Origin of the sequence: Lysinibacillus sp. UBA6686 (assembly GCF_002455205.1) — a bacterium.
In the GTDB taxonomy this organism is placed as follows: Bacteria; Bacillota; Bacilli; order Bacillales_A; family Planococcaceae; genus Lysinibacillus; species Lysinibacillus pakistanensis.
In genome coordinates this window covers 13,908-36,921 of the sequence record NZ_DKJS01000024.1, presented here as the reverse complement: position 1 = coordinate 36,921, position 23,014 = coordinate 13,908, and the positions used below count along the sequence as shown (strand labels likewise).

At 37.5% G+C, this 23,014-nt stretch carries 21 protein-coding genes; 10 read left to right on the top strand and 11 right to left on the bottom strand.

Annotated elements, in window-relative coordinates; all coding sequences use genetic code 11:
* Positions 1 to 63: 63 nt before the first annotated feature.
* From B2R82_RS06665 to B2R82_RS06650, 4 genes are all read right to left on the bottom strand, one after another.
* Positions 64 to 816: a hypothetical protein gene (locus B2R82_RS06665; RefSeq protein ID WP_286924112.1), complete on the bottom strand. Its 753-nt coding sequence runs from the start codon at positions 814 to 816 to the stop codon at positions 64 to 66.
* A gap of 2 nt (positions 817 to 818) precedes the next feature.
* Positions 819 to 4,601 (bottom strand): DEAD/DEAH box helicase, encoded by a 3,783-nt coding sequence (locus B2R82_RS06660; RefSeq protein WP_286924111.1) that lies wholly within the window; start codon positions 4,599 to 4,601, stop codon positions 819 to 821.
* 310 nt (positions 4,602 to 4,911) lie between these two features.
* On the bottom strand, positions 4,912 to 5,466 hold the full coding sequence (locus tag B2R82_RS06655; protein WP_286924140.1) for an NADPH-dependent FMN reductase: 555 nt from the start codon (positions 5,464 to 5,466) through the stop codon (positions 4,912 to 4,914).
* Between the two features lie 142 nt (positions 5,467 to 5,608).
* Positions 5,609 to 6,454 (bottom strand): NAD(P)H-binding protein, encoded by an 846-nt coding sequence (locus B2R82_RS06650; RefSeq protein ID WP_286924110.1) that lies wholly within the window; start codon positions 6,452 to 6,454, stop codon positions 5,609 to 5,611.
* A gap of 234 nt (positions 6,455 to 6,688) precedes the next feature.
* Between B2R82_RS06650 and B2R82_RS06645 the strand changes: the two genes are divergently transcribed.
* The 5 genes from B2R82_RS06645 to B2R82_RS06625 all read left to right on the top strand — a co-directional run bounded on the left by B2R82_RS06645 (position 6,689) and on the right by B2R82_RS06625 (position 11,285).
* On the top strand, positions 6,689 to 7,735 hold the full coding sequence (locus B2R82_RS06645) for a PseG/SpsG family protein (RefSeq protein ID WP_286924109.1): 1,047 nt from the start codon (positions 6,689 to 6,691) through the stop codon (positions 7,733 to 7,735).
* Positions 7,736 to 7,921: 186 nt separating this feature from the next.
* On the top strand, positions 7,922 to 8,107 hold the full coding sequence (locus tag B2R82_RS06640; RefSeq protein WP_286924108.1) for an SE1832 family protein: 186 nt from the start codon (positions 7,922 to 7,924) through the stop codon (positions 8,105 to 8,107).
* A gap of 34 nt (positions 8,108 to 8,141) precedes the next feature.
* On the top strand, positions 8,142 to 9,707 hold the full coding sequence (locus tag B2R82_RS06635) for an ABC-F family ATP-binding cassette domain-containing protein (protein WP_286924107.1): 1,566 nt from the start codon (positions 8,142 to 8,144) through the stop codon (positions 9,705 to 9,707).
* Between the two features lie 704 nt (positions 9,708 to 10,411).
* Positions 10,412 to 10,816, top strand: coding sequence for a transcriptional regulator Spx (gene spx, locus B2R82_RS06630; RefSeq protein ID WP_004225558.1), 405 nt, complete (start codon positions 10,412 to 10,414; stop codon positions 10,814 to 10,816).
* 22 nt (positions 10,817 to 10,838) lie between these two features.
* Complete coding sequence (locus B2R82_RS06625; protein WP_054772073.1) at positions 10,839 to 11,285, top strand: MarR family winged helix-turn-helix transcriptional regulator; 447 nt, start codon at positions 10,839 to 10,841, stop codon at positions 11,283 to 11,285.
* Positions 11,286 to 11,412: 127 nt separating this feature from the next.
* Here B2R82_RS06625 and B2R82_RS06620 read toward each other — a convergent pair whose 3' ends face one another.
* The gene (locus B2R82_RS06620) at positions 11,413 to 11,961 is read right to left on the bottom strand and encodes an RNA polymerase sigma factor (protein ID WP_283870618.1); all 549 of its coding nucleotides are present in this window, start codon (positions 11,959 to 11,961) and stop codon (positions 11,413 to 11,415) included.
* Positions 11,962 to 12,282: 321 nt separating this feature from the next.
* Positions 12,283 to 13,149, bottom strand: coding sequence for a LysR substrate-binding domain-containing protein (locus B2R82_RS06615; protein ID WP_286924106.1), 867 nt, complete (start codon positions 13,147 to 13,149; stop codon positions 12,283 to 12,285).
* 132 nt (positions 13,150 to 13,281) lie between these two features.
* On the opposite strand from B2R82_RS06615, the gene B2R82_RS06610 reads away from it, so the two are divergent.
* From B2R82_RS06610 to B2R82_RS06600, 3 genes are all read left to right on the top strand, one after another.
* On the top strand, positions 13,282 to 14,463 hold the full coding sequence (locus B2R82_RS06610; protein ID WP_286924105.1) for a M24 family metallopeptidase: 1,182 nt from the start codon (positions 13,282 to 13,284) through the stop codon (positions 14,461 to 14,463).
* A gap of 397 nt (positions 14,464 to 14,860) precedes the next feature.
* On the top strand, positions 14,861 to 15,466 hold the full coding sequence (locus B2R82_RS06605; protein ID WP_376781209.1) for a TetR/AcrR family transcriptional regulator: 606 nt from the start codon (positions 14,861 to 14,863) through the stop codon (positions 15,464 to 15,466).
* A gap of 138 nt (positions 15,467 to 15,604) precedes the next feature.
* Entirely contained in the window at positions 15,605 to 16,261 is a 657-nt protein-coding gene (locus tag B2R82_RS06600; RefSeq protein WP_286924103.1) for a DJ-1/PfpI family protein, read from the top strand.
* 234 nt (positions 16,262 to 16,495) lie between these two features.
* On the opposite strand, the gene B2R82_RS06595 is transcribed toward B2R82_RS06600, so the two are convergent.
* A complete protein-coding gene (locus B2R82_RS06595) occupies positions 16,496 to 16,954 on the bottom strand; it encodes an SRPBCC domain-containing protein (protein WP_286924102.1) in 459 nt (152 codons plus the stop codon).
* A 68-nt stretch (positions 16,955 to 17,022) separates the two neighbouring features.
* Positions 17,023 to 17,997, bottom strand: coding sequence for a helix-turn-helix transcriptional regulator (locus B2R82_RS06590; protein ID WP_286924101.1), 975 nt, complete (start codon positions 17,995 to 17,997; stop codon positions 17,023 to 17,025).
* A gap of 351 nt (positions 17,998 to 18,348) precedes the next feature.
* On the opposite strand from B2R82_RS06590, the gene B2R82_RS06585 reads away from it, so the two are divergent.
* The gene (locus tag B2R82_RS06585; protein ID WP_286924100.1) at positions 18,349 to 19,731 is read left to right on the top strand and encodes a dipeptidase; all 1,383 of its coding nucleotides are present in this window, start codon (positions 18,349 to 18,351) and stop codon (positions 19,729 to 19,731) included.
* Positions 19,732 to 19,784: 53 nt separating this feature from the next.
* On the opposite strand, the gene B2R82_RS06580 is transcribed toward B2R82_RS06585, so the two are convergent.
* The gene (locus tag B2R82_RS06580; RefSeq protein ID WP_286924099.1) at positions 19,785 to 20,357 is read right to left on the bottom strand and encodes a nitroreductase family protein; all 573 of its coding nucleotides are present in this window, start codon (positions 20,355 to 20,357) and stop codon (positions 19,785 to 19,787) included.
* 99 nt (positions 20,358 to 20,456) lie between these two features.
* The gene (locus tag B2R82_RS06575) at positions 20,457 to 20,951 is read right to left on the bottom strand and encodes an amidase domain-containing protein (RefSeq protein WP_286924098.1); all 495 of its coding nucleotides are present in this window, start codon (positions 20,949 to 20,951) and stop codon (positions 20,457 to 20,459) included.
* A gap of 182 nt (positions 20,952 to 21,133) precedes the next feature.
* Here B2R82_RS06575 and B2R82_RS06570 point away from each other — a divergent pair, with 182 nt between their 5' ends.
* Positions 21,134 to 22,156, top strand: coding sequence for a DUF2804 domain-containing protein (locus B2R82_RS06570; protein WP_286924097.1), 1,023 nt, complete (start codon positions 21,134 to 21,136; stop codon positions 22,154 to 22,156).
* 52 nt (positions 22,157 to 22,208) lie between these two features.
* On the opposite strand, the gene B2R82_RS06565 is transcribed toward B2R82_RS06570, so the two are convergent.
* Complete coding sequence (locus tag B2R82_RS06565; protein ID WP_286924096.1) at positions 22,209 to 22,940, bottom strand: glycerophosphodiester phosphodiesterase; 732 nt, start codon at positions 22,938 to 22,940, stop codon at positions 22,209 to 22,211.
* Positions 22,941 to 23,014: the final 74 nt, after the last annotated feature.

The following is a 23,014-nucleotide window of genomic DNA, read 5'->3' as shown; positions in this document are numbered from 1 at the left end:
TTTTGCTTTTATCACCTTTCTCTAAAAGCAAAAAACGAACGCTAATCACGTTCGTTTTTTGTCTTATAAATATTGTTCACGCCACCGTAGCTGTTCTTTTTCTGTAAGCTGTTGTTCAAGGTCCTGATCCCATTGATGCATTAGGGTGTTCCAAACACGCGCAAACAGAATATCCTGCTCTTTATCATAAAGAACAAATTCAAGGCATGGAATATCATTAATTTGCTTTGCATCTGCTTGAACAATTTTTGAGATTATTTTTTGAGAGATACCAGCTTCTTCGCCATCCTCTTGCTGAAGTGCTGCTATTAATGTAGCTTCTTCAAAATGCTCCTTCTGCTCTGCCTCTTTATCCATATAGCGATATAGCTCTGGTAACTCTTCGTACTCCTCCATACGATCCACGTCAACAGCAAGAAACGCGAGATGGCATGGACTATAATATAAGGTAGCCGTCTCTAGCTCTAGCTCCTCCTCAAAAATGCCACGCTCCAGTTGCTGCTGTCCTTTGGATGTTAATTGATAAAAGCCTTCCTGCTTGTCAATTAAATTGACTCTAGACATTAATGACACTAAATCTGCTATGAATAATGGGTCAACAAGTAATAGCTCACTTAGCTCCTGTGCACTACTAAAATTCGCTTCACGTATGCTAGTTAATAGCATGGTCATTAAAACATCCATTGTCGAGCGACGAACAGGTTCATATGTCACTTCTACTGTGCGGATTGGAATACACCATTCATCCGTTTTAGCAATTTTAATCATTCGATTTTGTTGAAGTTCACGCAATAAGCGTTGCTGTAATTTTGACAAATCTACATCACCTGTCCTTCATGATTACGCAAGCCATTATAGGATTTTACTGTATTTAAGAGATTGCTATACATTTCTCGCGTATCCTGATGCTTAGCACGTTTCGCAAACATATCAGCGCTTCCAACAAGCAATAATAGCTCTCGCGCACGAGATAAGGCGACGTTTAAACGGCGATAATCTCTTGCAAAGCCAATGTCTCCTCCTTTAGGTGTATTACGGACCATACTCACTAATATGACATCCATCTCCATCCCTTGGAACTTATCGACAGTCCCTGTTCTAAATTGTAGATGAGATAATTGTAATTCCTGCTGAAGAAGACGATTTATTTTCTTAACCTGCTCACCATAGAAACTAATGACACCAACGCTTTTTTGTGCATCTTGTGGCATTCGACCAGCCTCTTTTGCTGCAATAACAGCATCATTTAAATCTATTAAAATACGCCGGATAGTTTGTATTTCCCCCTCATTGAAGCGACTCGTCCCACCCTTTACCTGTTCCTCTAGATAAGGTTTCTCGGTAGGAATATCAATCCACAACAAATGGTCATCTTGGCTAACGAACTGACCTTCTAAGCAATGATCGCGTGCAGCATCGGAATCTGGTAAACCACATTGTAAGCCATTCTCTTCCTTTGCATAAAACGGTGTGATACTATGCATAATTTTTTCATGCATACGATACTGCAATGCAAGCATTTGTTTATGAGTATGAGGCAGATTATTAAATAAACGTTCAAATAAGGATTCACGTAGCAAGTTCTTTAATTCCTGTGCACCCTCAAAGTTTGGATTTTCATCCAGCATTGTCTTTAAGGTTTCCTCTAATGTATCATCTCCAAGTAATGGTGGTAGCTGATGATGATCACCCACTAAGATAATCTTCTTCCCCTTTAGCATTGGTAATAAAAGTTCTGGTGGTGTTGCCTTGGATACTTCATCGATTATAACCACATCAAATGTAGGATAGTTTTCCATAAACTCCTTACTAGCCGAAGCTACACATGTTGTACCTATAACATTAGCATGACGTACATATAATTTACGAATTTCATCTAAATCATATTCAGTAGCGTTTTGTAGCTTATCTCTCCATTGCTCCTGTAATTTTTTCCGAAGAGGTAGCTGCTGTTCCTTACATTGCATTTCTTCTAAAGCTGTTTGAGAAGATTTAATCGCTACCTCTACTTCCTCATAAGTACGCTCTGGTGTTGATTGAAGGAGCTTAGTGCAAGCAGTGAGTTGCTTTTCCTTCTTTAATCCAGCAATATTTATTTCCTTTATGCTTTCGTCTATTTGTAAAAGCTGCTGTTCAACTTCTTGTAAGCTAGTTTGTGCTGTTTGAAGTATTTTCTTCTTTGGTAGGAGCTGTAAATTAGCCTGCTCAACTGCTTCTAGCTGCTTTTGCGCGGTCTGAAGGGAGGACTTTGATTGCGATATAAGTATTTTCAACTGCTCTACAGATTCCTCTGGTTCCCCATCAATTTGGAATGTCTCAGCTAGCTGCTGGAGTCGCTCTGTATGCTGCAAAAAGGGCTGCAATTGTCTCTGTAAGCTTTGAACGTCAAAGCTCGTAATGGCACATTCTTGATGAATTAAAGAGCTAATACTTTTACGCAGCAATTCAAATTCTTGATCCTTATGCTGCTGTTGCTGCTTGAGGGCAACACCTTTTTGCCAGACAAAATCGCGACGCATATACAGTCCTAGCAAATAGCTTTCAAGCTGCTCAGCTGATGGTGATTGCCCATCTTGAAAGGCTTGATTAAGCTGCGCAAAGACGCCTGTTAAATTTTGCAATGAAAACGACTGAACTGGCTGTACTCTACTTTTAGCAAGTGCACGTTCTCTAGCATCATCTGCAAGTAATGACTCAAGCTTCGCAATGGCCTTTTGTAGTCGCGTATTAATGGTTGCCCATGCCTTTAAATCTTTAGCATCCTCTAAATGACGAATCCTTTCTATTTGCTGTGATAGTACATAGGATGGTCGTATTTGATAATGCTGTAAAAAGCGCTGAATTAGCTCATAGGAAAGTAAAGTATCAATATATTTTTGAGCTTCCTTCATTAAATGCAGTCGATCGCTTTCTTCCTCATATTTCACTTGAATATCCTTAAACTGGTAAGCTAACTGTTGCTTTTGTTCCTGTAGCTCCTTATATTGGGCAGCAGCTTCTAGTTTCTCAATATTTTGAGTAACCTCTTTTACCATATTTTGTAGCTGCTCAGCCGATGGATTTTCAGTAAGAACCTGTTCAAGCGACTTTACAGTAGGCTCAATTTGCGCCAGTTGTTTTTCGTAATGCCCTTTTTGCGCCTCACATTCCTGCTGATCTGCTTTTGTTGCCTTTAATTCCTTTTTTAATGCTTGAATTTCCTGCTGTAAAATGGGCTCATCTATTGCAGCCTGCTCTTTTGACGCAATCTCTTTTGTCAGTTCCTCAAGCCATACCTTCAATTTGTCCTGTTCTTCATGAGCCTTGATTATGCTTGCCTTTAGCTCCTGTTCACGCTCTGTAAAGGATAAAATTTCCTCTTTAATCGCTGCTAGAGTTTGCTCACGCCAATGGAGTGCAACATTTTCCTCTATAAATTTTTTACCTTCTTCTTCAATGCTTTCTGTTCTACCATAGCGTAAAATTCGAATTTCCTGATTGGAAAGAAGGCGGCCTAGTGCATTATCAACCGCTAAATTCGATTGAGAAGCAACAAGTGTTTTTAAGCCCGCCTTGACATTTTGCTGACAAATTTCAGATATAACAGTAGTCTTTCCGGTTCCAGGAGGTCCCTGAATTACGTACAAATCTTCAACAGACAATGCCCCTAAGACAGCTCGTTGCTGATATTCATTTAAATGGTTATGAAAAGAGATATCCTCGGGTAGCTTTGCTGCTCGTACAGTTGGACGTCTTTCAAATAGGATTGTTTCTAGATGAGGATTAACCGCCTCGCCCTTTTCAAGCTTTGTAAACCCATTGCGTAATCGTCTTATTTGACTCAATGTAGCAAAATTACTAAAGCTTGCCTGCTTAGAACGTAAATGAAGCTGATTTTTACGAGCTAAATCCTGTACAAAAGGTTTTAGGTCAATTTCTACTGTTTGTTTTCCTGCATTTGTTTTTAATACTTGTCCAATTTCACCACGAACTCCTTGAATGCTAACACTTAAACCTTCAAGCTGCTTCCATTCCTTAGACTTTATATAAGGGCATACAATCGTAAGCCTTGTAAAATCTTCATTAAAATAGCTTTGTTTAAATTCTGTATGAATATCATCAATCGTTGCATCTCGTTCTTGAATCTTTAAATAGCCTTCCCAGCTCGAAATACGTTTTTTCACATATTCTGTGCGTTCCTCAGCGATTGGTAGCTCTCTAATCTTTGTATGAAGCTCAAGTGGAATGCCTGCACCATTATTGGGCTTTGTGATAAATTGTAATGCTGCTGGCAAACGTCGATTGGTATTAATCGGGCCATGCATATGGACAAAACGAATATTTGTAGCTAACAGGCCCTCCACCTTTAACACACAATCCATAATGGCTGTTTTTTTTGCTAGAACTTCGTTTAGTTTTTCATTATGCTCAGCATTAAAATAAACGGATAAAAACGTTTCGCCTATCGTTTTAGCTTTACGCTTTTCTATGTACACGGTAAAAGATTTTTGTAACGCAAAAAAGGCATGCTCATTTGCCGAGCATTCCTCTACCGCTTCCTTGGCCTTATTCGTCAAAATAAGATTGCAGCGTTGCTTTTCTAGTAAAGCGATGTCCTGCATGAGCAGCCCTCCTTTCCGATTGCTAAAATCCTATTTTATCACAATGAAAAAGGATACTTAAAAAGAAAAATCCCCTGCATAGTGATTTTCTTCCACCATGCAAGGGATCAATTTCGCCTTGGCGTAATTGCGTCCGGATTTTAAATTGTGCCCGCACAATTCATTCCTTTTAAAATCCGTGACATCCGCCGGGGGCTTTATCTTCATTCAGTAGGTGTTTGGACACCCACTGAAAAGGAACCAATACCGCATTCATCTCACCACCTGTAGAGATAGGAGTCTTCTGCTGGATGAAGATAAAGATTTACTCTTAATGTTGGTCAATTGTTTCCTTTGGCAATGTTTTGCTCATTTCACAATACTGAACAAACACACGAGCTAGCTCACGTAAACGATTATGAACATCTTCATCTATAATATGATTGTCTGCATCAAAATGAGATGTATGTGTGTATACATAGTTAGGTGTAACAAGTGCACGGAAGTAGTCTAAAATTGGCTTTAATTGATTTTCTACTACTAAATGATGTTGATAAGTACCACCATTTGCTACGATTGACACTGGCTTATAGCGCATTGTTTTCGGATGTAAGAAATCAAAGGCATTCTTCAAAACACCTGGAATTGATGCTTGGAAAATGGGGGTGGCGATAATATACGCATCCGCTTCCTCAAACTTTTGAATCATTTCCTTCATATCATCATTTAACGGTGAACCGTCAACAATTTGATGCTTATATTGACTAAAATGCATAATTTCTAAATCGAAATTAGCATTTAATTCCTTAATATACTGCTCCACCTGCTCTAAAATAGCACCTGTTTTACGACCAAACATTGTGCCATCAACGAGTAAAATTTTCATGTTCACTTTGCCTCCACAGTCATCTTCTACAATAATATTGTAACAAATGAATAAAGGCACGAAAAGCAGCGCAATAGCGAAACCTGCAAATTCAGTCTTTAGGCGGAACGCAATTACCCTCGATTTGTTTGAGGTGGCATTTTTATTCATCCTCTCTATGATGAAAATTTACTTCCCTATCTATAACAGTTTCCTCAATTTTATATTTATCCCGATTTATGATGACTTCTCGGTTTACTTTATTGCCTTCATCAATTTCAGAAGATAGTTTGTGTTTTTCCCAATTAAATAAATTCTCTCGCGAAACATCCTCTTCCTTTATTTCTGGGAAATCTAGCGTCGCTAATTCTTGAGATTGATAAATAGCTACAGGCTGTTTCTTACCATGCAGTGCAATAACAATCATCGCCTTTGCAACTTGTGAGGCATCAATTGCCCTGGAACGTTTAAGCGGTCCCACTAATAGAGGTTTGGCCACCTTTAACACTTTCTCACCGGCCTTTTCACCCAAGCGAAATTCCTCTCGCTCACCCACTAATAATGACGGGCGTATAATTGAAAGTCTCTGTAAGCCTAGCTCTATCAAATCATGCTCTAACTTCCCTTTTACACGATTATAGTAAAATGGAGAGCCCTCATTTGCCCCCATCGCTGTAATTACAAGCATATGAGGGATACCCCGTTTTTTTGCTAATGAGGCGATTGCCAGCGGGTATTCAAAATCAACTTTTTCGAACATTTCACGAGAACCTGCTTTTTTTATCGTTGTCCCAAGACAACAATACAATTCATGTGCAAATTCTATATCCTTTTCCTCTAAAGTATCGAAATCACGGATTTTCACTTCAAGCTTTGGATGTTTAAACTCGGGCTTTCTTCGTGCAATTACTAAAACTGAAACATACTCATCATTTTCACATAATTGTTCCACAAGAGAGGTACCAGTTAAACCTGTAGCCCCTACGACAATTGCAGCACGCATTCCCATTGGATGTACCCCCTTCACATTAGTATATCTAACAAAACAATTCTATTAAGCTTCCTACTTTATTTATCGGTAAATGAAGCGTTTTTTATCACAATCTTTTTTTGATGAGAAAGCTCTAACTAAGGCTATTAGATTGAAAGAATTCATATTCCACATAATCTAATCCTAATTTTTACACATACTTGCCCTTCACTCGCCATAATTTAAATAGACAGATGAAAGGATGGGATACATTTGCAAAACGAAACTCAAGCAACAGAACTGAAAAAGACGATTGTTTTCATTATTGAAAGCTGTATTGATAAAGGGCTGTATCCTTTTGAACGGGTTGCAACGTTAGCCAAGCTATTTACAAATGAAAAAGTTCTCATATTTGTAAAAACCCCTTCAAATGATGGGATTCAAATTTTAATGCATGAAAACCTTTCTCCAATGCTATTCGACCATTTCGATGAACTAACTAAGCAAATAAAGGAGCTACAACCAGATTTAATTGTAAGGGATGGCCGTAACTCCGAAAGCTGGCAAGTAGAGAATTTACGTCCATACTGCAAAACTATAATTCACTTTGATGATTTTGGTGATGGTGGTCAAGCCTGCGATTGTGTTTTACTAGCACTCTATCCAGAAGTAAGAGATTACTTACCATCACATTATATAGGTGGCAGCTTTGTTTATGCAGTACCTGAAGCATATCAGAGTTTCAACGATATTCCAGAAAGTAAAACGCCTGAAGACCCACCTCATATCGTTGTTGCCTTTGAGGATGGGGACGAGCATAACCTTACCTACCGCACTCTTCGACACTTAACACAGCTACAAATTCCACTACAAATTACCGTGATGATTGATGATAGCTATCGACATGCAATCGAGGATTTGCAAATGATGGTGCTCAGTCGTCGCAACACAGCTATCCTTCGTGATAAAAATGCACTCCTAAAACTACTACCAAAGGCTGACGTTATTATTTGTAATGCCAATTACACACCTTATAAAATCGCCTCGTATGGCGTTCCTTGTATTACCCTTGCACAGACAGAGGCCGAACTTCTGCATGCATTTCCTCGCGAACAGAATGGCTTTATTCATCTTGGTCTTGGCCGCAAAATGAAGCAATCACAAATTCAAAATGCTGTCATGGAGTTCCTATTACATGAAGCCCGAAGTGAAAGAGCTGTCAAAAAGCAACGACAACTCAATCTAGTCAGTAACAATGAAACATTGCATTCCATGCTATTAGACTTCGCCTACGATCGACATAATATCGCTTCAACTTAGTGCTACTTTGAAGGTGAATATGATACAATATATTAGAATTTTTCACTTATGTGCTGGTATAGCATTTGTGATGTCAAACATGATACGTACCCAATTGATTTTAACGAATAAGCGGTGGGGGATGGGAAAAGCCTCCATCGCTTTTATACGCATTCGCAATACAAATATGTAAAAGGAGCAATCATCATGCCAACAAAAAGCGATATTGAATACCAAATTAAAGAACTAAAAATGGACTATATAAATTTACAGGGTGACATTGAAAAGCTTGAATCCACTGGTCATAATGATCAGGTGGCAAAAGCAGAGCAACGCCTTGCGAATATGGAAACAAAACTAGCAGAGTTAAATAAACAATTAGCAGAACTTTAAGAAATAAACAGGATAAATAGTTGGAGGAACATATATGGCAATATTAACAGTTGAAAATTTAGGTCATTCATTCGGTGACCGTACTCTCTTTAAGGATGTATCCTTTCGCTTAGTAGAAGGGGATCATATTGGACTTGTAGGAGCAAACGGTGTTGGTAAGTCTACATTAATGGGTATCATTACGGGGCAAACAATTCACGATACTGGCAAGGTAGAATGGCTACCAGGAACCCATTATGGTTATTTAGATCAGCATACTGTTCTGACGGCTGGACGTACTATGCGCGATGTATTACGTGATGCCTTTCTTCCTTTATATAAAAAAGAAGAAGAACTAAATGACATTACAGGAAAAATGGCTTACGCAACACCGGAAGAATTAGAAGTGTTATTAGAGCAAATGGCTGAGGTACAGGATGCTCTTGACGCAGGTGATTTTTATACACTTGATATGAAAATTGAAGAGGTTGCACGAGGCCTAGGTCTTGACGCCATCGGATTAGAGCGTGATGTGGCGGCTCTTTCTGGTGGACAACGTACAAAGGTTTTACTAGCAAAGCTTTTATTAGAAAAGCCCAAAGTTTTATTATTAGACGAGCCGACGAACTATTTGGATGAAGAGCATATTTCATGGTTGAAAATCTATTTAAAGAATTATCCACATGCATTCTTATTAATTTCGCACGATACTGAGTTTATGAATGAAACGGTTGATGTAATTTTCCAGCTAGAATTTTCAAAATTAACTCGCTATACAGCAACCTACGAAAAATTTCTAGAGCTTGCTGAAATTAATAAACGTCAGCATATTGAGGCTTATGAAAAGCAGCAAGAGTTCATTAAAAAACAAGAGGATTTCATTGCAAAAAATAAAGCACGCTATTCAACGACAGGTCGTGCAAAATCTCGTGCAAAACAGCTCGATCGTTTAGAACGTATTGATCGTCCTGAAACTGCAGTAAAACCTGAATTCGGCTTTAAAGAGGCACGTTCCTCAAGTCGCTATGTGGTGGAGGCTGAAAACCTAGTGATTGGCTATGACAAGGAAAAGCCATTACTTCCCCCACTAACTTTCAATATTGAGCGCGGTGAAAAAATCGCGCTTGTCGGGATGAATGGTGTAGGGAAATCTACATTGTTAAAAACAATGCTTGGTAAAATCAATCCACTTGATGGAAAGGTAGTTCGTGGGGATTACCTTTATCCTTCTTACTTTGAACAGGAGGTAAAGGCTGATAAAATTACACCAATCGATGATGTTTGGAATGCCTTCCCTTCAATGGAGCAAGCCCAGGTGCGAGCAGCATTAGCACGCGCTGGACTAAAAACGGAGCATATTACACGCCCACTGAACTCTTTATCTGGTGGTGAGCAAGCCAAAGTACGCTTATGTAAGCTAATGATGGAAGAAGCAAACTGGCTAGTATTTGACGAACCAACAAACCACTTAGATGTTGATGCAAAAGACGAATTAAAACGTGCCATGAAAGACTTTAAAGGGACAATCGTACTCGTTAGCCATGAGCCTGATTTTTATGAAGGTCTCGCAACTAAAGTATGGAACGTCCAAGATTGGTTTACTTCAGGACAACAAAGCTAATTTAAATTGGGGCAATTCCAGTGTGATGTACCTATCGCTTGGGACTGCCTCTTTTATTTGATTGAGAAGTTGTTGAGCGGCTTACCTGAGCAGTTTCTTCGGCTACCCGAGCGGTTACTCTGCCTACCTGAGCGACTTACTCTCACCCGAGCTAATCTTACGCTTACCTGAGCAGTTTCTTCGGCTACCCGAGCGGTTCCCCTACCTACCTGAGCGACTTTCTCCCCCACCTGAGCTAATCTTCCGCTTACCTGAGCGCTTTCTTCGGCTACCCGAGCGGTTACTCTGCCTACCTGAGCACTTCCCTATTACCACAACGTCTCAATCCTAAAAATCCAAATTGATATATTTTTTATGCATAAACCCCAATATTTCATCATAATATAATCAGTGGAATAGCAACTATAGCACTTCCTTTAAATCAGACTATCGTGCTATCTATTAGATTTACTTTCTACATTCTATAATCTTCATATATGTGTATTGGATAAACTTACATCATTGTAAGCTGAATTTACGAAACTTTTCGTTCTTTTCTGCGTATACTTTAATATAGTTGAAAAAAATAGCCTTTTTCTATGAAGTTTTTTTAATTAACTATTGATTTATATATAGCTTACTAGTAAGATATATGTATAACCTATTTAACTTACTAATAAGATATTTATAAAATATAATCTAAAAAAGAAAGCGAGGAATGAAGAATGACAGTTACAATTTACTCACAAGCGAGCTGTTCTTCATCCAGAAAAGCACTTAAATGGTTAAAAGATCACAATATTGAATATAAAGAAAAACGTATTACTTCACATCCACTAACACTTGCAGAGTTCAAAGAAATTTTAAGTATGACAGAAGATGGAACAGACGAAATTATTGCAACAAACTCAAATGATTTTAAAAATTTAAATATTGATATTGATCAACTTTCAATTCAAGAGCTATTTGCTATTATCCAAGCTCATCCAAGAATGCTACGTAGCCCAATCATAATTGATGAAAAACGTATTCAAGTTGGGTACAATGAAATGGACATCCGTCGTTTTATTCCACGTAAAGTACGTGCTTACGAATTAAATGCGATGACAAGATTGGCACAAGAAAGTTAAAACAGTTTTGGAGATGACCTATATGGATCAAGAAAAACAGAAAGCCATTACCTCGTTGTTTGAAGTTGTATTTTCCATTGAGCGTAAGTGGGCGAACGAGTGGAATAATCATAATGTACTCGGCTTTTCAAAATCCCATATTTTAATTTTAGACTATTTATCGCAGGAGGGTCCAAAACGCCCTTCTGCCATTGCTGATCGCTTAAAAGTGACGACAGGTGGTGTCACTGTTTTAACAAGTAAGCTAATTAATGCTGGCTTTATTGAAAAAACACAGCACGCTACAGATAGACGAGCCTCACAATTAGTAATTACTACGGAAGGCGAAAATATTTTAAAGGAATCCCGCCAACAAGTAAGTGAAATTATCAACAATATGTTCGGTATGCTCTCAGCTGAGGAGGTTCAAACGCTACGTGATATTTTTGCTAAATGCTTACTTGAGTTTGATCCAAATCGACAGGAATGACCTTTATCAAATTTATAAAATATAAAAAGGATGCATCGCAAAATCATTTTTGCAATGCATCCCTTTTTAATTTAGCCGTTCGAATACTTCCGTCTAAGTAATTGCGCTTTGCGGCCAATTCATACTATTATGCTGGCAGCACAGCTTCTACAATTGATACATCAGACATTAGCATTTCTTTTAAACGAGCTTTAGCACGGAATAAACGAGATTTTACAGTTCCAATGGAAACTTTCATAATTGTAGAAATTTCAGCAAGTGAATATTGGTCTATGTAGAAATACCATAACGTTTTTCGATAGATTGCATCTAATTGCTCCATTTTATCCTGTACTAATTTTGTAACGATATCTTTTTCAATTTTTTCTTCAGTTGAAATATCATTGTTGGGAACCAAATCTAAAATCGGAACGTCTAATGTTTCAGGTTGGTTCATCATGTATTTACTACGTCGTACTTTTTTGCGGTAGCGATCTCTAAATGTATTCATCGTGATTGTTGTCAGCCAAGCTTTAATATGTTCCACCTCGGCCACGCTATCCTCATAGCGAACAACCTTTACCCAAACTTCTTGCATTAAATCTTCAGCTTCTACATTATTGCGAGTAAGTTTTAAACATAAATGGTATATGTAACGATTAAATTCCTCATATACGCCTTCTAATTTTTCATTCATTGTGTATTCCTCCGCTTCTTGTTCTTGCTTCTATACACATTCTCGCAAAATAATGTATTACACTCTATCGTATTGGCTTTCAATTTCATTACAATCATGTAAGCTTAGATACTATCACTTGTAATATTCGTAAAAATTGTTTTACTACTATATTTCTTATCCCTAAATAACCGTTTTATCATGCCATTCTTCCCTATTTTTTACTTTAGTTTCAATAGTATTCGTAAATCAGTATTTTTATTTTTCTGTTATTTTGTAGAAATAAAATGAAACTGCCATACCTTAATAGCACATGAGCAGTTTCATTTATGAATTATGCCTCTACATTACAATATACTTTGTTAAAAATGAGAGGAATTTTTTTAGTGCAACGGCTTGATTTTGTTGTCTCCATGCAACAAATATTTCGATTGAGAGTGTAAGATCCTCCACTTTTTTGGAAATCACTTCACTATATGGTTGGATAGTTGATGGTGTTAAGGTAATGCCCAAACCAGCAGAAACCAACGTCAACACAGTATGAAGATCATGAGCATGTATCGTAATATTCGGCTTAAATCCTGCATTTTGAAAAATTTCAATAAACCTATCATAATACAATGCACCAGCAGATCTAGTGGTCATAATAAATGATTCTTGTTCTAATTCATGCATATATAGTGAGGGTTTAAAAGCTAAAGGGTGAGATTTAGGCATAACCAGCATAAAAGGACATCGTTTTAAAAATTCAGTTTTTATTTCTTCATTATGAATTGGTGAAGTAACTAATCCGATATCTATTTTCTTTTCATGTAATGCTTTTATCTGCTCAGCTGTTGTCATTTGCTGTAATACAATCGAAACAGAAGGATATAAATCAGTATACGTATGAATGGCTGGCACAATATCCTGAGCTGTACCAGTAAAGCCAATTACCAATTCTTCTTTACTTTCCATTGCTCTAGCTGCAGTACAGGCTTGATCGACCTGATCAAGTATTTGATAGGCTTTTTTCAGAAATACTTCCCCTGCGTTCGTTAAGGCAACATAGCGTTTTGTTCGATGAAACAAGCGTGCACCTATCTCCTCCTCCAATTCCTTAATTTGTCTACTAAGAGGTGGTTGAGAGATATGTAAACGTTCTGCTGCACGACTAAAATTTAATTCTTCTGCAAGTACAATAAAATACCTTATATGTCTAAGCTCCACTATCATGCCTCCTCCCCCATATCGTAATACCCTATAAGTATTAAAACAATCTATTCTATGTATTTCTCAGAATGGTTTAAATTATTTACAATCAAGGAAAATCACGTTGAAGTTTTTAGGGAGGTAATTTTAGTGTTAGCAAAAGAATTAATGATGCGCATTAAACGATTACAAAATACAATGGAAAAACACTCTTTAGATTCATACATTATCACAGTTGAGGAAGATATTTGGTATTTTACAAATATCACCTTTAAGCCTGAAGAACGCCCATTTTTCATTATTATTTCATTAGATAGAAAGCCTGTCTTACTAGTTCCTAAATTAGAGGAAGCGCATGTTTATAAAGGACTGCTAGATTGTGAAATCGTTGCCTATTGGGATTATCCCTCACCCAACGGAAGCAATTGGTTCGATATTTTGCAACGGCTACTAAAAAATTATCATCATACAGGTATTGAGATGAATGTTAAAGCAGAAATCTATTTAAATATCGATACAAAAAATCTATGGGCAGGACATCTGGTTGCAGAACAGCGTCAAGTCAAAAGTATCTACGAACTAGAAAAAATAAGATTTAGTGCAAAACAATCTGATATGGCAATTGAGAAAATACTAGAGACCTCTTATAAAGGGGCGGGAGTTGTCGAATCCTTCTCCATTTCCAATGGTGTGCAAAAGCAATTAATTCGTTCACAACAATTTGATCCGATTACTACTTCACTTACCTCAATTGTGTGGCCAGCTCCATTAAGTTCAATGCCACATAGTATCCCATCAATAACTGATAAATTAGGTGAAGGTCCCCAGGTCTCCATGGCTTACTTTCGAATAAATGGCTATGCCTCAGAATGCGAGCGCACTTTTTTTCTAGCCCAGCCCTCAAAGGATGAACAAGAACTATTTCACCATATGGTGCAAGCCAGGGAGCAATCATTAAAAATAGTGAAGCCAGGCGTTAGAGCTTCAGATATAGACTCAGAAGCCAGAAAATATTTTGATCGTTATGGATTGAAAAAAAATATGCTTCATAGAACAGGACATGGGATAGGTTTAAGTAACCACGAGGGTCCATTTATTGCTGAGGGAAGCACTGAAATTTTACGAGAAAATATGATTATTACCATTGAACCTGGCATTTATATCGAGGGAAAAGGTGGCTATAGGCATTCAGATACAATCTTAATAACAAATGATGGATATGAGCTATTAACACATGCTCCTATAGATTTAAATAGTTTAGTCATTGAAAAAAACAATATTCAATCTAAATTAAAAGGAAAAATAATACGAAAAGCCTTAAATTTGAATTAAGTTAGCAAGTACAGGAAAACACACTCACGTGGATTTAACCATTTCACTACTGCTTATATCTACGTGAGAACCTCTAACTAATTTAACAGCCCTTAGCGAAAAGTAGCGACAACAATCTGCGTACGATTCTTTGCTTTTAGCTTGACATTAAACTACTACATTTCTCGTTACGGGTAAACTCCATCCATCCTGTTACATCTGGCAGATTACGCTTCAGAAACAACTGGAAGCTCTAAAAAAGAACTAGGTAAACAGCACATTAATTAAACACAGGGTCTGACTCTGGAATCTTATCAGGAATCTGGCCTTATTTTATTTCTATTATGTTGAAGTATCAGATTCTCCGATAACATTATGCTATACTGTTTAATTATCAGTGTGTAATGGAGGACAATTAATAATGAAGGAAGACATAACTCGCGATTTGATTATCCAAACATCACTTAAATTGTTTAATAAACAAGGCTACAATCTAACTTCTATACAAGATATTATGAATGCAACTGGATTACCAAAGGGAGCCATATATAGACGTTTTGAAAACAAAAATGAAATTGCTATTGCTTCTTTTAATCATTCTATGGAAATTATATGGGAGCATTATTTTAAAGCAACACAATTTAAAGCTTCGGCGACAGATAAATTAATAGCTATGTTTGAAATATATCAAGACGCTGTTTATAATCCCCCGGTAGATGGTGGATGCCCCCTTCTTAATACGGCTATTGAAAGTGATGATAGCTTCCAAGAACTTCATGAGTTGGCTGCAAAAGCCCATAACCAAACATTACTTTTTATACAATCTATTATTGAGGAAGGAATTAGCTCACAGGAATTTTGCCAAGATATAGATTCATATTCTTTAGCCTCTTTTTTATTTTCTACTTTAGAGGGCTCTATAATGGCAAGTCGTTTATCTTTAAATAATGAACATATGCTTCATAGTATCCGACATATAAAAATACTCCTACAAACCTACTCAATTAAGAATCAAGAGGTCTAAAACTCAATTCCTTTTGGTTCTTTTTTTATTCTCCACGGAAATGTAACAATTATTAGATTGATAATATTAGTAAGAACATATAAGATTAATTCAGACCGGACGGTTCGGTCTGAATTAATCTTTGAGGAGAGATAAATGATGGAAGTTACAATTATGCTATACGATGGAATTACAGCATTAGATGCCATTGGACCTTATGAGGTATTTGCGGGTACACAGCAATGTAATGTGAAATTTGTTGCTAAAGAAAAAGGAATTATAAAGCTTGATTCTAAAATGGGTTATTTACATGCCGATTATAGTTTTTCGGAAATTACATCTGCTGATATTCTTGTCGTTCCTGGCTGTAGCCCACCTAACTACAAAAATCCAATGAATGACGAAGAAACATTAAACTGGATTCGTAAAATGCACGAGACTTCTAAATGGACAACATCTGTATGTAATGGTTCTCTGATTTTAGGTGCAGCTGGGTTACTAAATGATGTTGAGGCAACTAGTCATTGGGGCTCTTTTGACATCCTTCAATCGCTTGGTGCAATTCCAACAGAAGAAAGAGTTGTTCGTCAGGGCAAAATAGTAACTGCAGCAGGAATCTCTTCAGGTATTGATATGGCTCTTCAATTAGTTGCCTGGGAATTTGGAGAGGATCTTAGTAAAGGGGTTCAATTAATTTTGGAATATGATCCCCAGCCACCGTTTGACACAGGATCAATAAAAAAAGCCCCAGCATCTTTAGTTGAAAATATTAAAATGCTTCTTCAAGAGCTCTCTGAGAAAGAGCCTAATATGTAAAATTTTAAGTGTGAAGTTTACTTTAAAACATTAATATGTGTTACGAATCCAGTATATCCTTCATAAATAAATGCTTAGATTGCAAAGCAAAGTACATGATTTAAGAATAATCCATTTTGAAAATCAAAGTGGATTATTCTCTAGTTTTGTGCACCATGATTATGTTTTTCTCAAATATAAATTAATGAAGGGGTATGCTCTACTACTCCCTTTCTGTTAACTTATTTGTGACAACTATGAACCTTCACCAAAGTCTAGAGTGCCTCCTGTTTCTACCAAAGTCTTTGTATTACTTAAAATCATCCACCAAGCCTTGTCACTGTTCTTATAAGTGGAATCGCCTTCTTTCCATTGGTCATGAATAAGTGTCAATTTCGTGCATGAGCCACTTGGTTCTAAAATATAAGAAATTCTTGATTCAAATGCATCATTATCTTTTACATAAGACTTTCCAGGATAATGAGTAAATCGGAGTAACTGATTTGGTTCATATTCTAATACTTTTCCGTAGACATGCACCGTCTCATCCCCATCTACTCCAGGACCAACATACTCCAAGAGATCACCCACTTGAAACGTAGATTTAATGATGGACCCATAATAAATTTGTTTTGTACCCTCAGGAGAGATAAGTGCCTTCCAAACTTCCTCTGGCGTACCTGCAATATAAAATTGATATTTCAAATCCTTCATAAATTTATATGCCTCCTAAAAAAATTCTGAACATGTACATGATAATAAAACTTCACTGACAAGTACGGTCAGTGAAGTGAAGTATTTTGATAATGATTGAATAATTCAAAGCTGATCGTTGCCAATTTTTCTTGTAATAAAGTTGGCTCTAATATGGTAATAGATTTACCATAGGAGAGAAGGTAGTGAGGGACAAAGCTATGAATAGACTCTTTATCAACCTTAAACAGAGCTTGGTCGTTTTTCCGTTCTATCAAAGCATGATTAAATAACCAATGCTGGCATAAATCATCAAGTGCATGTGCATTGCCTTTGATACGGACTTTAATAAGTTTTTCGTGTTGGTTTGAATCAGGTAAAAGGCCTTTTAAAAAGAAAGAACGTGCTGAAAATTCCAAAGGCCGGTCAAATTTTTTATCTGTTCTGGATAATGATTGAATACGGTCGATTCGAAAACTTCGAATTTCTTCACGTAGATGGCAGTAAGCAACCGTATACCACTTCCCTTTCCAATAAACAAGACCATAAGGATCAATGTGGCGTGATTGTGGTTCAATTCCCCTTTCTTTGTGATAAACAATAACTAATCGATAACTTTCTGCAACAGCAATTTCTAATTCTTGAAGAATTGATTTTAAAGACGATTCAATAGTAGGATGGATGACTTCAAATCCCCTTAAATGGCGATTGATATGATTTAATTGTTCCTCGTTTGTATACATTTTTAACTTAGAAATGGCTTCATCTAACGTTTCACTAAAGGGATACCCTGCATCTATTGCAAATTTTGCAGCATGAACAAGCGCCTTCTGCTCATCTAGGTTAAAAAATAAAGGTACCTTTGTAAACTCATTCAATAAACTGTACCCACCATTATGTCCTGCATCTGCAATGATTGGTACTCCACTTGCGCACAATGCATCAATATAGCGATACACCGTACGAATACTGATTTCTAACTCCTTTGCTAGCTCCTTAGCAGTCAATTGTTTCCTTGTTTTGAGGAGCCATAATATAGAAAGCATATTAACCATTTTAGACATAAAAAGTGACCCCTTTCTGAAATTTAATTGTTAATGAAATCAATATTTACCATCTTATTAAACAGCTTACTCCATACTACTTAATAAAGCTTGATCAAAAATAATCTATAAAAACTAGTACTTCTTAAACATTCAAATTTTAATATGTTGAGCTCTTCTGCACAACGAGGGATTAATCTCCGGTCCGACTGTGTGCTTTCTTGAGAACGTTCGCTATACTGTAAATGATATTGCAAAAACCTGATGTACCTCCCACTTTATCACGTTTTACTAATCCAATATTATCATTCCTGTAAAAAAATTATGCTATACTATTTCTATTATCGAAATAATTAGAAAGAGGGATGTTAGATGACAAATTTACAGCAATTAGATGCCTACTTCGCAGAACATCGTGAGGAGCATTTGAATGAATTAAAGGAATTTTTACGTATACCTAGTATTAGCTCTCTATCCGAGCATAAAGGAGATATTCAAAATGCTGCACAATGGCTGGCTAATGCATTTGAAAAGTTAAATCTTGAAAATATCTCTATCACTCAAACTGCTGGACACCCTGTTGTTTATGCTGATTGGCTTCATGCTGAAGGCAAACCGACTATTCTGTTTTATGGTCATTATGATGTACAGCCTGTTGACCCATTAAATTTATGGGATAGTAAGCCGTTTGATCCTACAATTCGTGATAATAAGTTATTTGCTCGTGGTGCCAGTGATGATAAAGGGCAAGTCTTTATGCACTTAAAAATGATTGAAGCATTATTTGCAACTACAGGGGCTTTACCGGTCAATGTTAAATTTATTTATGAGGGCGAAGAAGAAATCGGAAGCCCTAATCTACCTGCCTTTGTAGAAGAGCATAAAGAAAAATTAGCGGCAGATTTAATTTTAATTTCTGATACTGGACTTTATGGTCCTGGTAAGCCTGCAGTATGCTATGGTTTACGTGGTTTAACAGGTATTCAAATTGATGTTCGTGGAGCTAAAGGTGATTTGCATTCTGGTCTTTACGGTGGGGGCGTACAAAATGCTATCCATGCATTAGCAGAAATTTTGGCATCCTTCCGTGATGAGCATGGCACAATTCAAGTTGAAGGCTTCTATGATAAAGTATTACCATTAACTGAAGAAGAACGTGAAGCATATCGTGCGCTTGGTTTCGATGAAGAGTCAGTGAAGGATGAGGTTGGCGTCAAGGAATTATTCGGTGAGGCTGGTTATTCTTATTTAGAGCGCACTTGGGCACGTCCGACATTAGAGGTAAATGGTGTATTTGGTGGGTTCTCAGGTGAGGGCATAAAAACAGTCCTTCCTGCTGAGGCTGGCGCTAAAATCACTTGCCGTCTTGTGCCAAATCAAGAACCCGAAGAAATTGTAGCACTGTTAAAGGCGCATGTTGAAAAACATAAGCCAACTGGTGTTGAAGTGGCAATCTCTGAATTCGATAAAGGGCGTCCATTCTTAACACCATTTGACCACCCATTCATCCAAGCTGCTGGTCGATCATATGAAAAAGTTTATAAAGTCCCGACTGCCTATACACGTGGCGGTGGATCAATCCCTATCGTGGCTGCCTTTGATGAAATTTTAGAATTACCAGTCGTATTAATGGGCTTTGGTTTGTCTAGTGAAAACTTCCATGCACCAAATGAACATTTCCATTTAGAAAACTTCGATAAAGGACTGCGCGTTTTAAGCGATTATTTATTTGAAGTGGCTGCATTACAAAAATAACTTTAAGCAAATCAAAATCCCCTCATCACTATAAGCGAGGGGATTTTATGATTTTATTGGCCAAAAATTGTCACAATATCTTGTGATTTTTTTCGTTCTTTTCCTTTTGGAACTTCATCAAAATAGCCAACTTGCAGCATTGCAATGACACGTTCACCAGGCTGCACTTTTAAAGCCTCTCGGAATTTTGGTTGATCTAAGAAAGCAGGTGTTTTCCAGCAAGAACCAATCCCTCTATCCCATGCTAGCAATTGAATGTTTTGAATAAAGATACTTGCTGCAGCGTAATCTTCTAAACGCTCTTTTTGACGAGCATCCTCTGGAACGATGATAAAAGCATAGCCACCTGCTAATGTGAATTTTGTCATTTGCTTTGTTAAGTCCTCATTAGAAAGCTCTTGCCATTTGGGTACCGTTACATCACGCAATAAATCGTGAAGCATAAATAACTCCTTACCACATGCAACAACTAAACGCCATGGCTCTCGATTCCCATGATTGGGTGCCCATACTGCATCATCAATAATTTCCAATAGGTCTTCACGATCTACTGGCTGCCCATTAAATTTTTTAATGGAACGACGCTGAATAATGGCATCCCTAACAGACAAAAATTGTTCGCTCATAGTATACTATCTCCTTCTATAACATTACATCGTATTATAATGGATCTCTTCTATCTTCCACATTATCACAAAATGATGAGCTTTAAAACAGCTATCTTTTTAAGCAAAACTATCATCAATATGGTAGAAATAATAAGCCATGCTTGGTGTATAGGCTGTAGAATCCTCATAAAAATATGGTCGATTAATACTATCTGAAGTATGAGCATTCACATAAGGAACACCATTCTGAATACTTGTCACAATAACAGAGTGGTCAATTCTCCCATCCCCCTGAAAATCATAAAAAATCACATCCCCAAGATCCAATTCTTCAGCGGATTGAACCCTTCTTCCCTTCAGTCCGGTTTTTGAACCTTCCAAATACCATCTCAAAGAATGTGCAACAGACCAGCTAAAGCTCCAATTGCCCTGTTGAATCCACCAGCCTCTATCCCTACTCGGTGCTCCTCGCATTGGCGCTCCACCAGCAAGTAAGCATTGGGATATATAATTCGTACAATCAACCGTAAAGTTTGGAAATGCCGGATTTCGTCTGTTCCACCATAAATTTGCGTACTGTACAGCAGCCTGCCTGTTATACATGTTCGCCACGCCTTCCCTCCTTATGTTCATGATATGTAAACAGTGGGATTTCTATTAATTAGGTCCTTATTCGCATAATTGATGAAAGAGGTCTGATTTAACACTATCTTTTCCAATTTTAAGATAGTTTTTGCTACAATAAGGGTAACGAAGTTTAGACTTTTATTTTATGACCAGAAGGGATGTTGAATGTGAAGCAGCATGCTGAAAAGGAGATTTTACAAACCACTCTTTTATGCGATAAAAAGGGTAATTTAAATCCAGCTGCCATTGGATTTGCACGAAAGCCTCTTATAAACAGCAATTTAAGTGGCCATATCATGCGCAAAAAGAAATGGAACTATTGGTGTGTCTACGGTGATGAAATATTATTCTCTGCGACTATCAGTCATCTAGACTACGCAGCGGTCTGCTTCGTCTATTTCCTTGAATATGAAACTCAGCGCTACTTTGAAAAAACGATAACGATACCATTGGGCGGAAAGCTAAAAATGCCTACTCAAGTGCTAGAATCAGTAACATTCAAAAATAGTGAAATGATGATTGATATGACCTATATCCAAAATGAAACGCATCTATCTGTTTCAATCCCAAACTTTGATGGAGATCTTTTACGTGCAAAGCTTATCATTCAGCATCCACCTACAGATGAAACCTTAAATGTAGTCATCCCTTGGAACCGTAAAACCTTTCAATTTACAGGAAAGCATCATACACTTCCTACTTCAGGTGTTGTGACAATCGGTACTCGCCGCTATACATTTTCTCCAGAGGAAAACTTTGCGGTTTTAGATTATGGTCGAGGAATTTGGCCTCGTGAGGCTACTTGGAATTGGGGAATGGCTTCGCAACGTGTTCGAGGTAGACGTATTGGTCTAAATTTAGGCGGAAAATGGACCGATGGAACTGGCATGACAGAGAATGCTGTTTTCGTCGATGGTAAAATGACTAAAATTCATGAAGATTTATTGTTCCATTATGATCAAGAGGATTATATGCAACGTTGGAAAGTCAAAACTAAATTTTCCAATCAAGTTTCACTAACGTTCTCCCCATTTTTCGAGCGAGTTTCTACAACAAATGCGGGACTTGTAAAATCTGAGGTACATCAAATGTTCGGCTATTACGACGGTTCGGTCTTACTAGACAATGGAGAAACACTTGTCATTCGGCAGATGCTTGGCTGTATCGAAGAGCATCGGGCGAAATGGTAATTTGCTAGGATTTAGAGCGCTGATATTCATGTATCAGCGCCCTCTCCCCCATTCAAGCCTTTTTCCGCCCACTTAATCCAGCCATAATCTTCTCTGGATCATCTGTAAATATTGCTCCTATACCAAGTCCCTGTAAATGCTCAGCTTGCACGACATCATTCACTGTATACACCCGTACAAGTGCTCCTTCCTGCAAAGCCTTATCAACAGATTTACAATATGCTGCTGGTAAGCTAACATGGATTGCGTTTGCTGGAATTTTAGCAGCATAGCCGTTAAAATCAACTAAAACTTCAGCAAATAAAGCTGCGGTTTCAATATAGGGTGCCATCAGTGAGATAATTTGTATTGACTCATGATTAAAGGAGGAAATAATCACTCTTTCCGTCATTTGGTGTGCAGCGACTACCTTCATTACAAGAGCTTCAATCCCGTTATATGGTATCACATCTGTCTTAAGCTCAATATTAATACGATGATTTGTACCTGCAAATAGTTCAAGTATTTCACTCAAAGTTGGAATACTTTCACCTTCAAATTCCACAGAAAACCATGAACCAAAATCAAATCCGCGCAACTGCTGTAAGGTATAATCTTTTACATAGCCACAGCCATTGGATGTCCGATCAATTGTTTCATCATGAATGACCACTAGCTCGCCATCAGCTGTTACATGTACATCTAATTCGATACCTGCAATAGGAAGCCTCGATGCTGCGCGAAATGCAGCAGCCGTATTTTCAGGGTAATATGCAGAAACGCCTCTATGTGCGAAAATATCCAAACCTATAACCCCCTTTGATACCTTTTAATGTGATAAAATTTCCAATTGTATATTCGAAAAATTTTTCTTGCTTC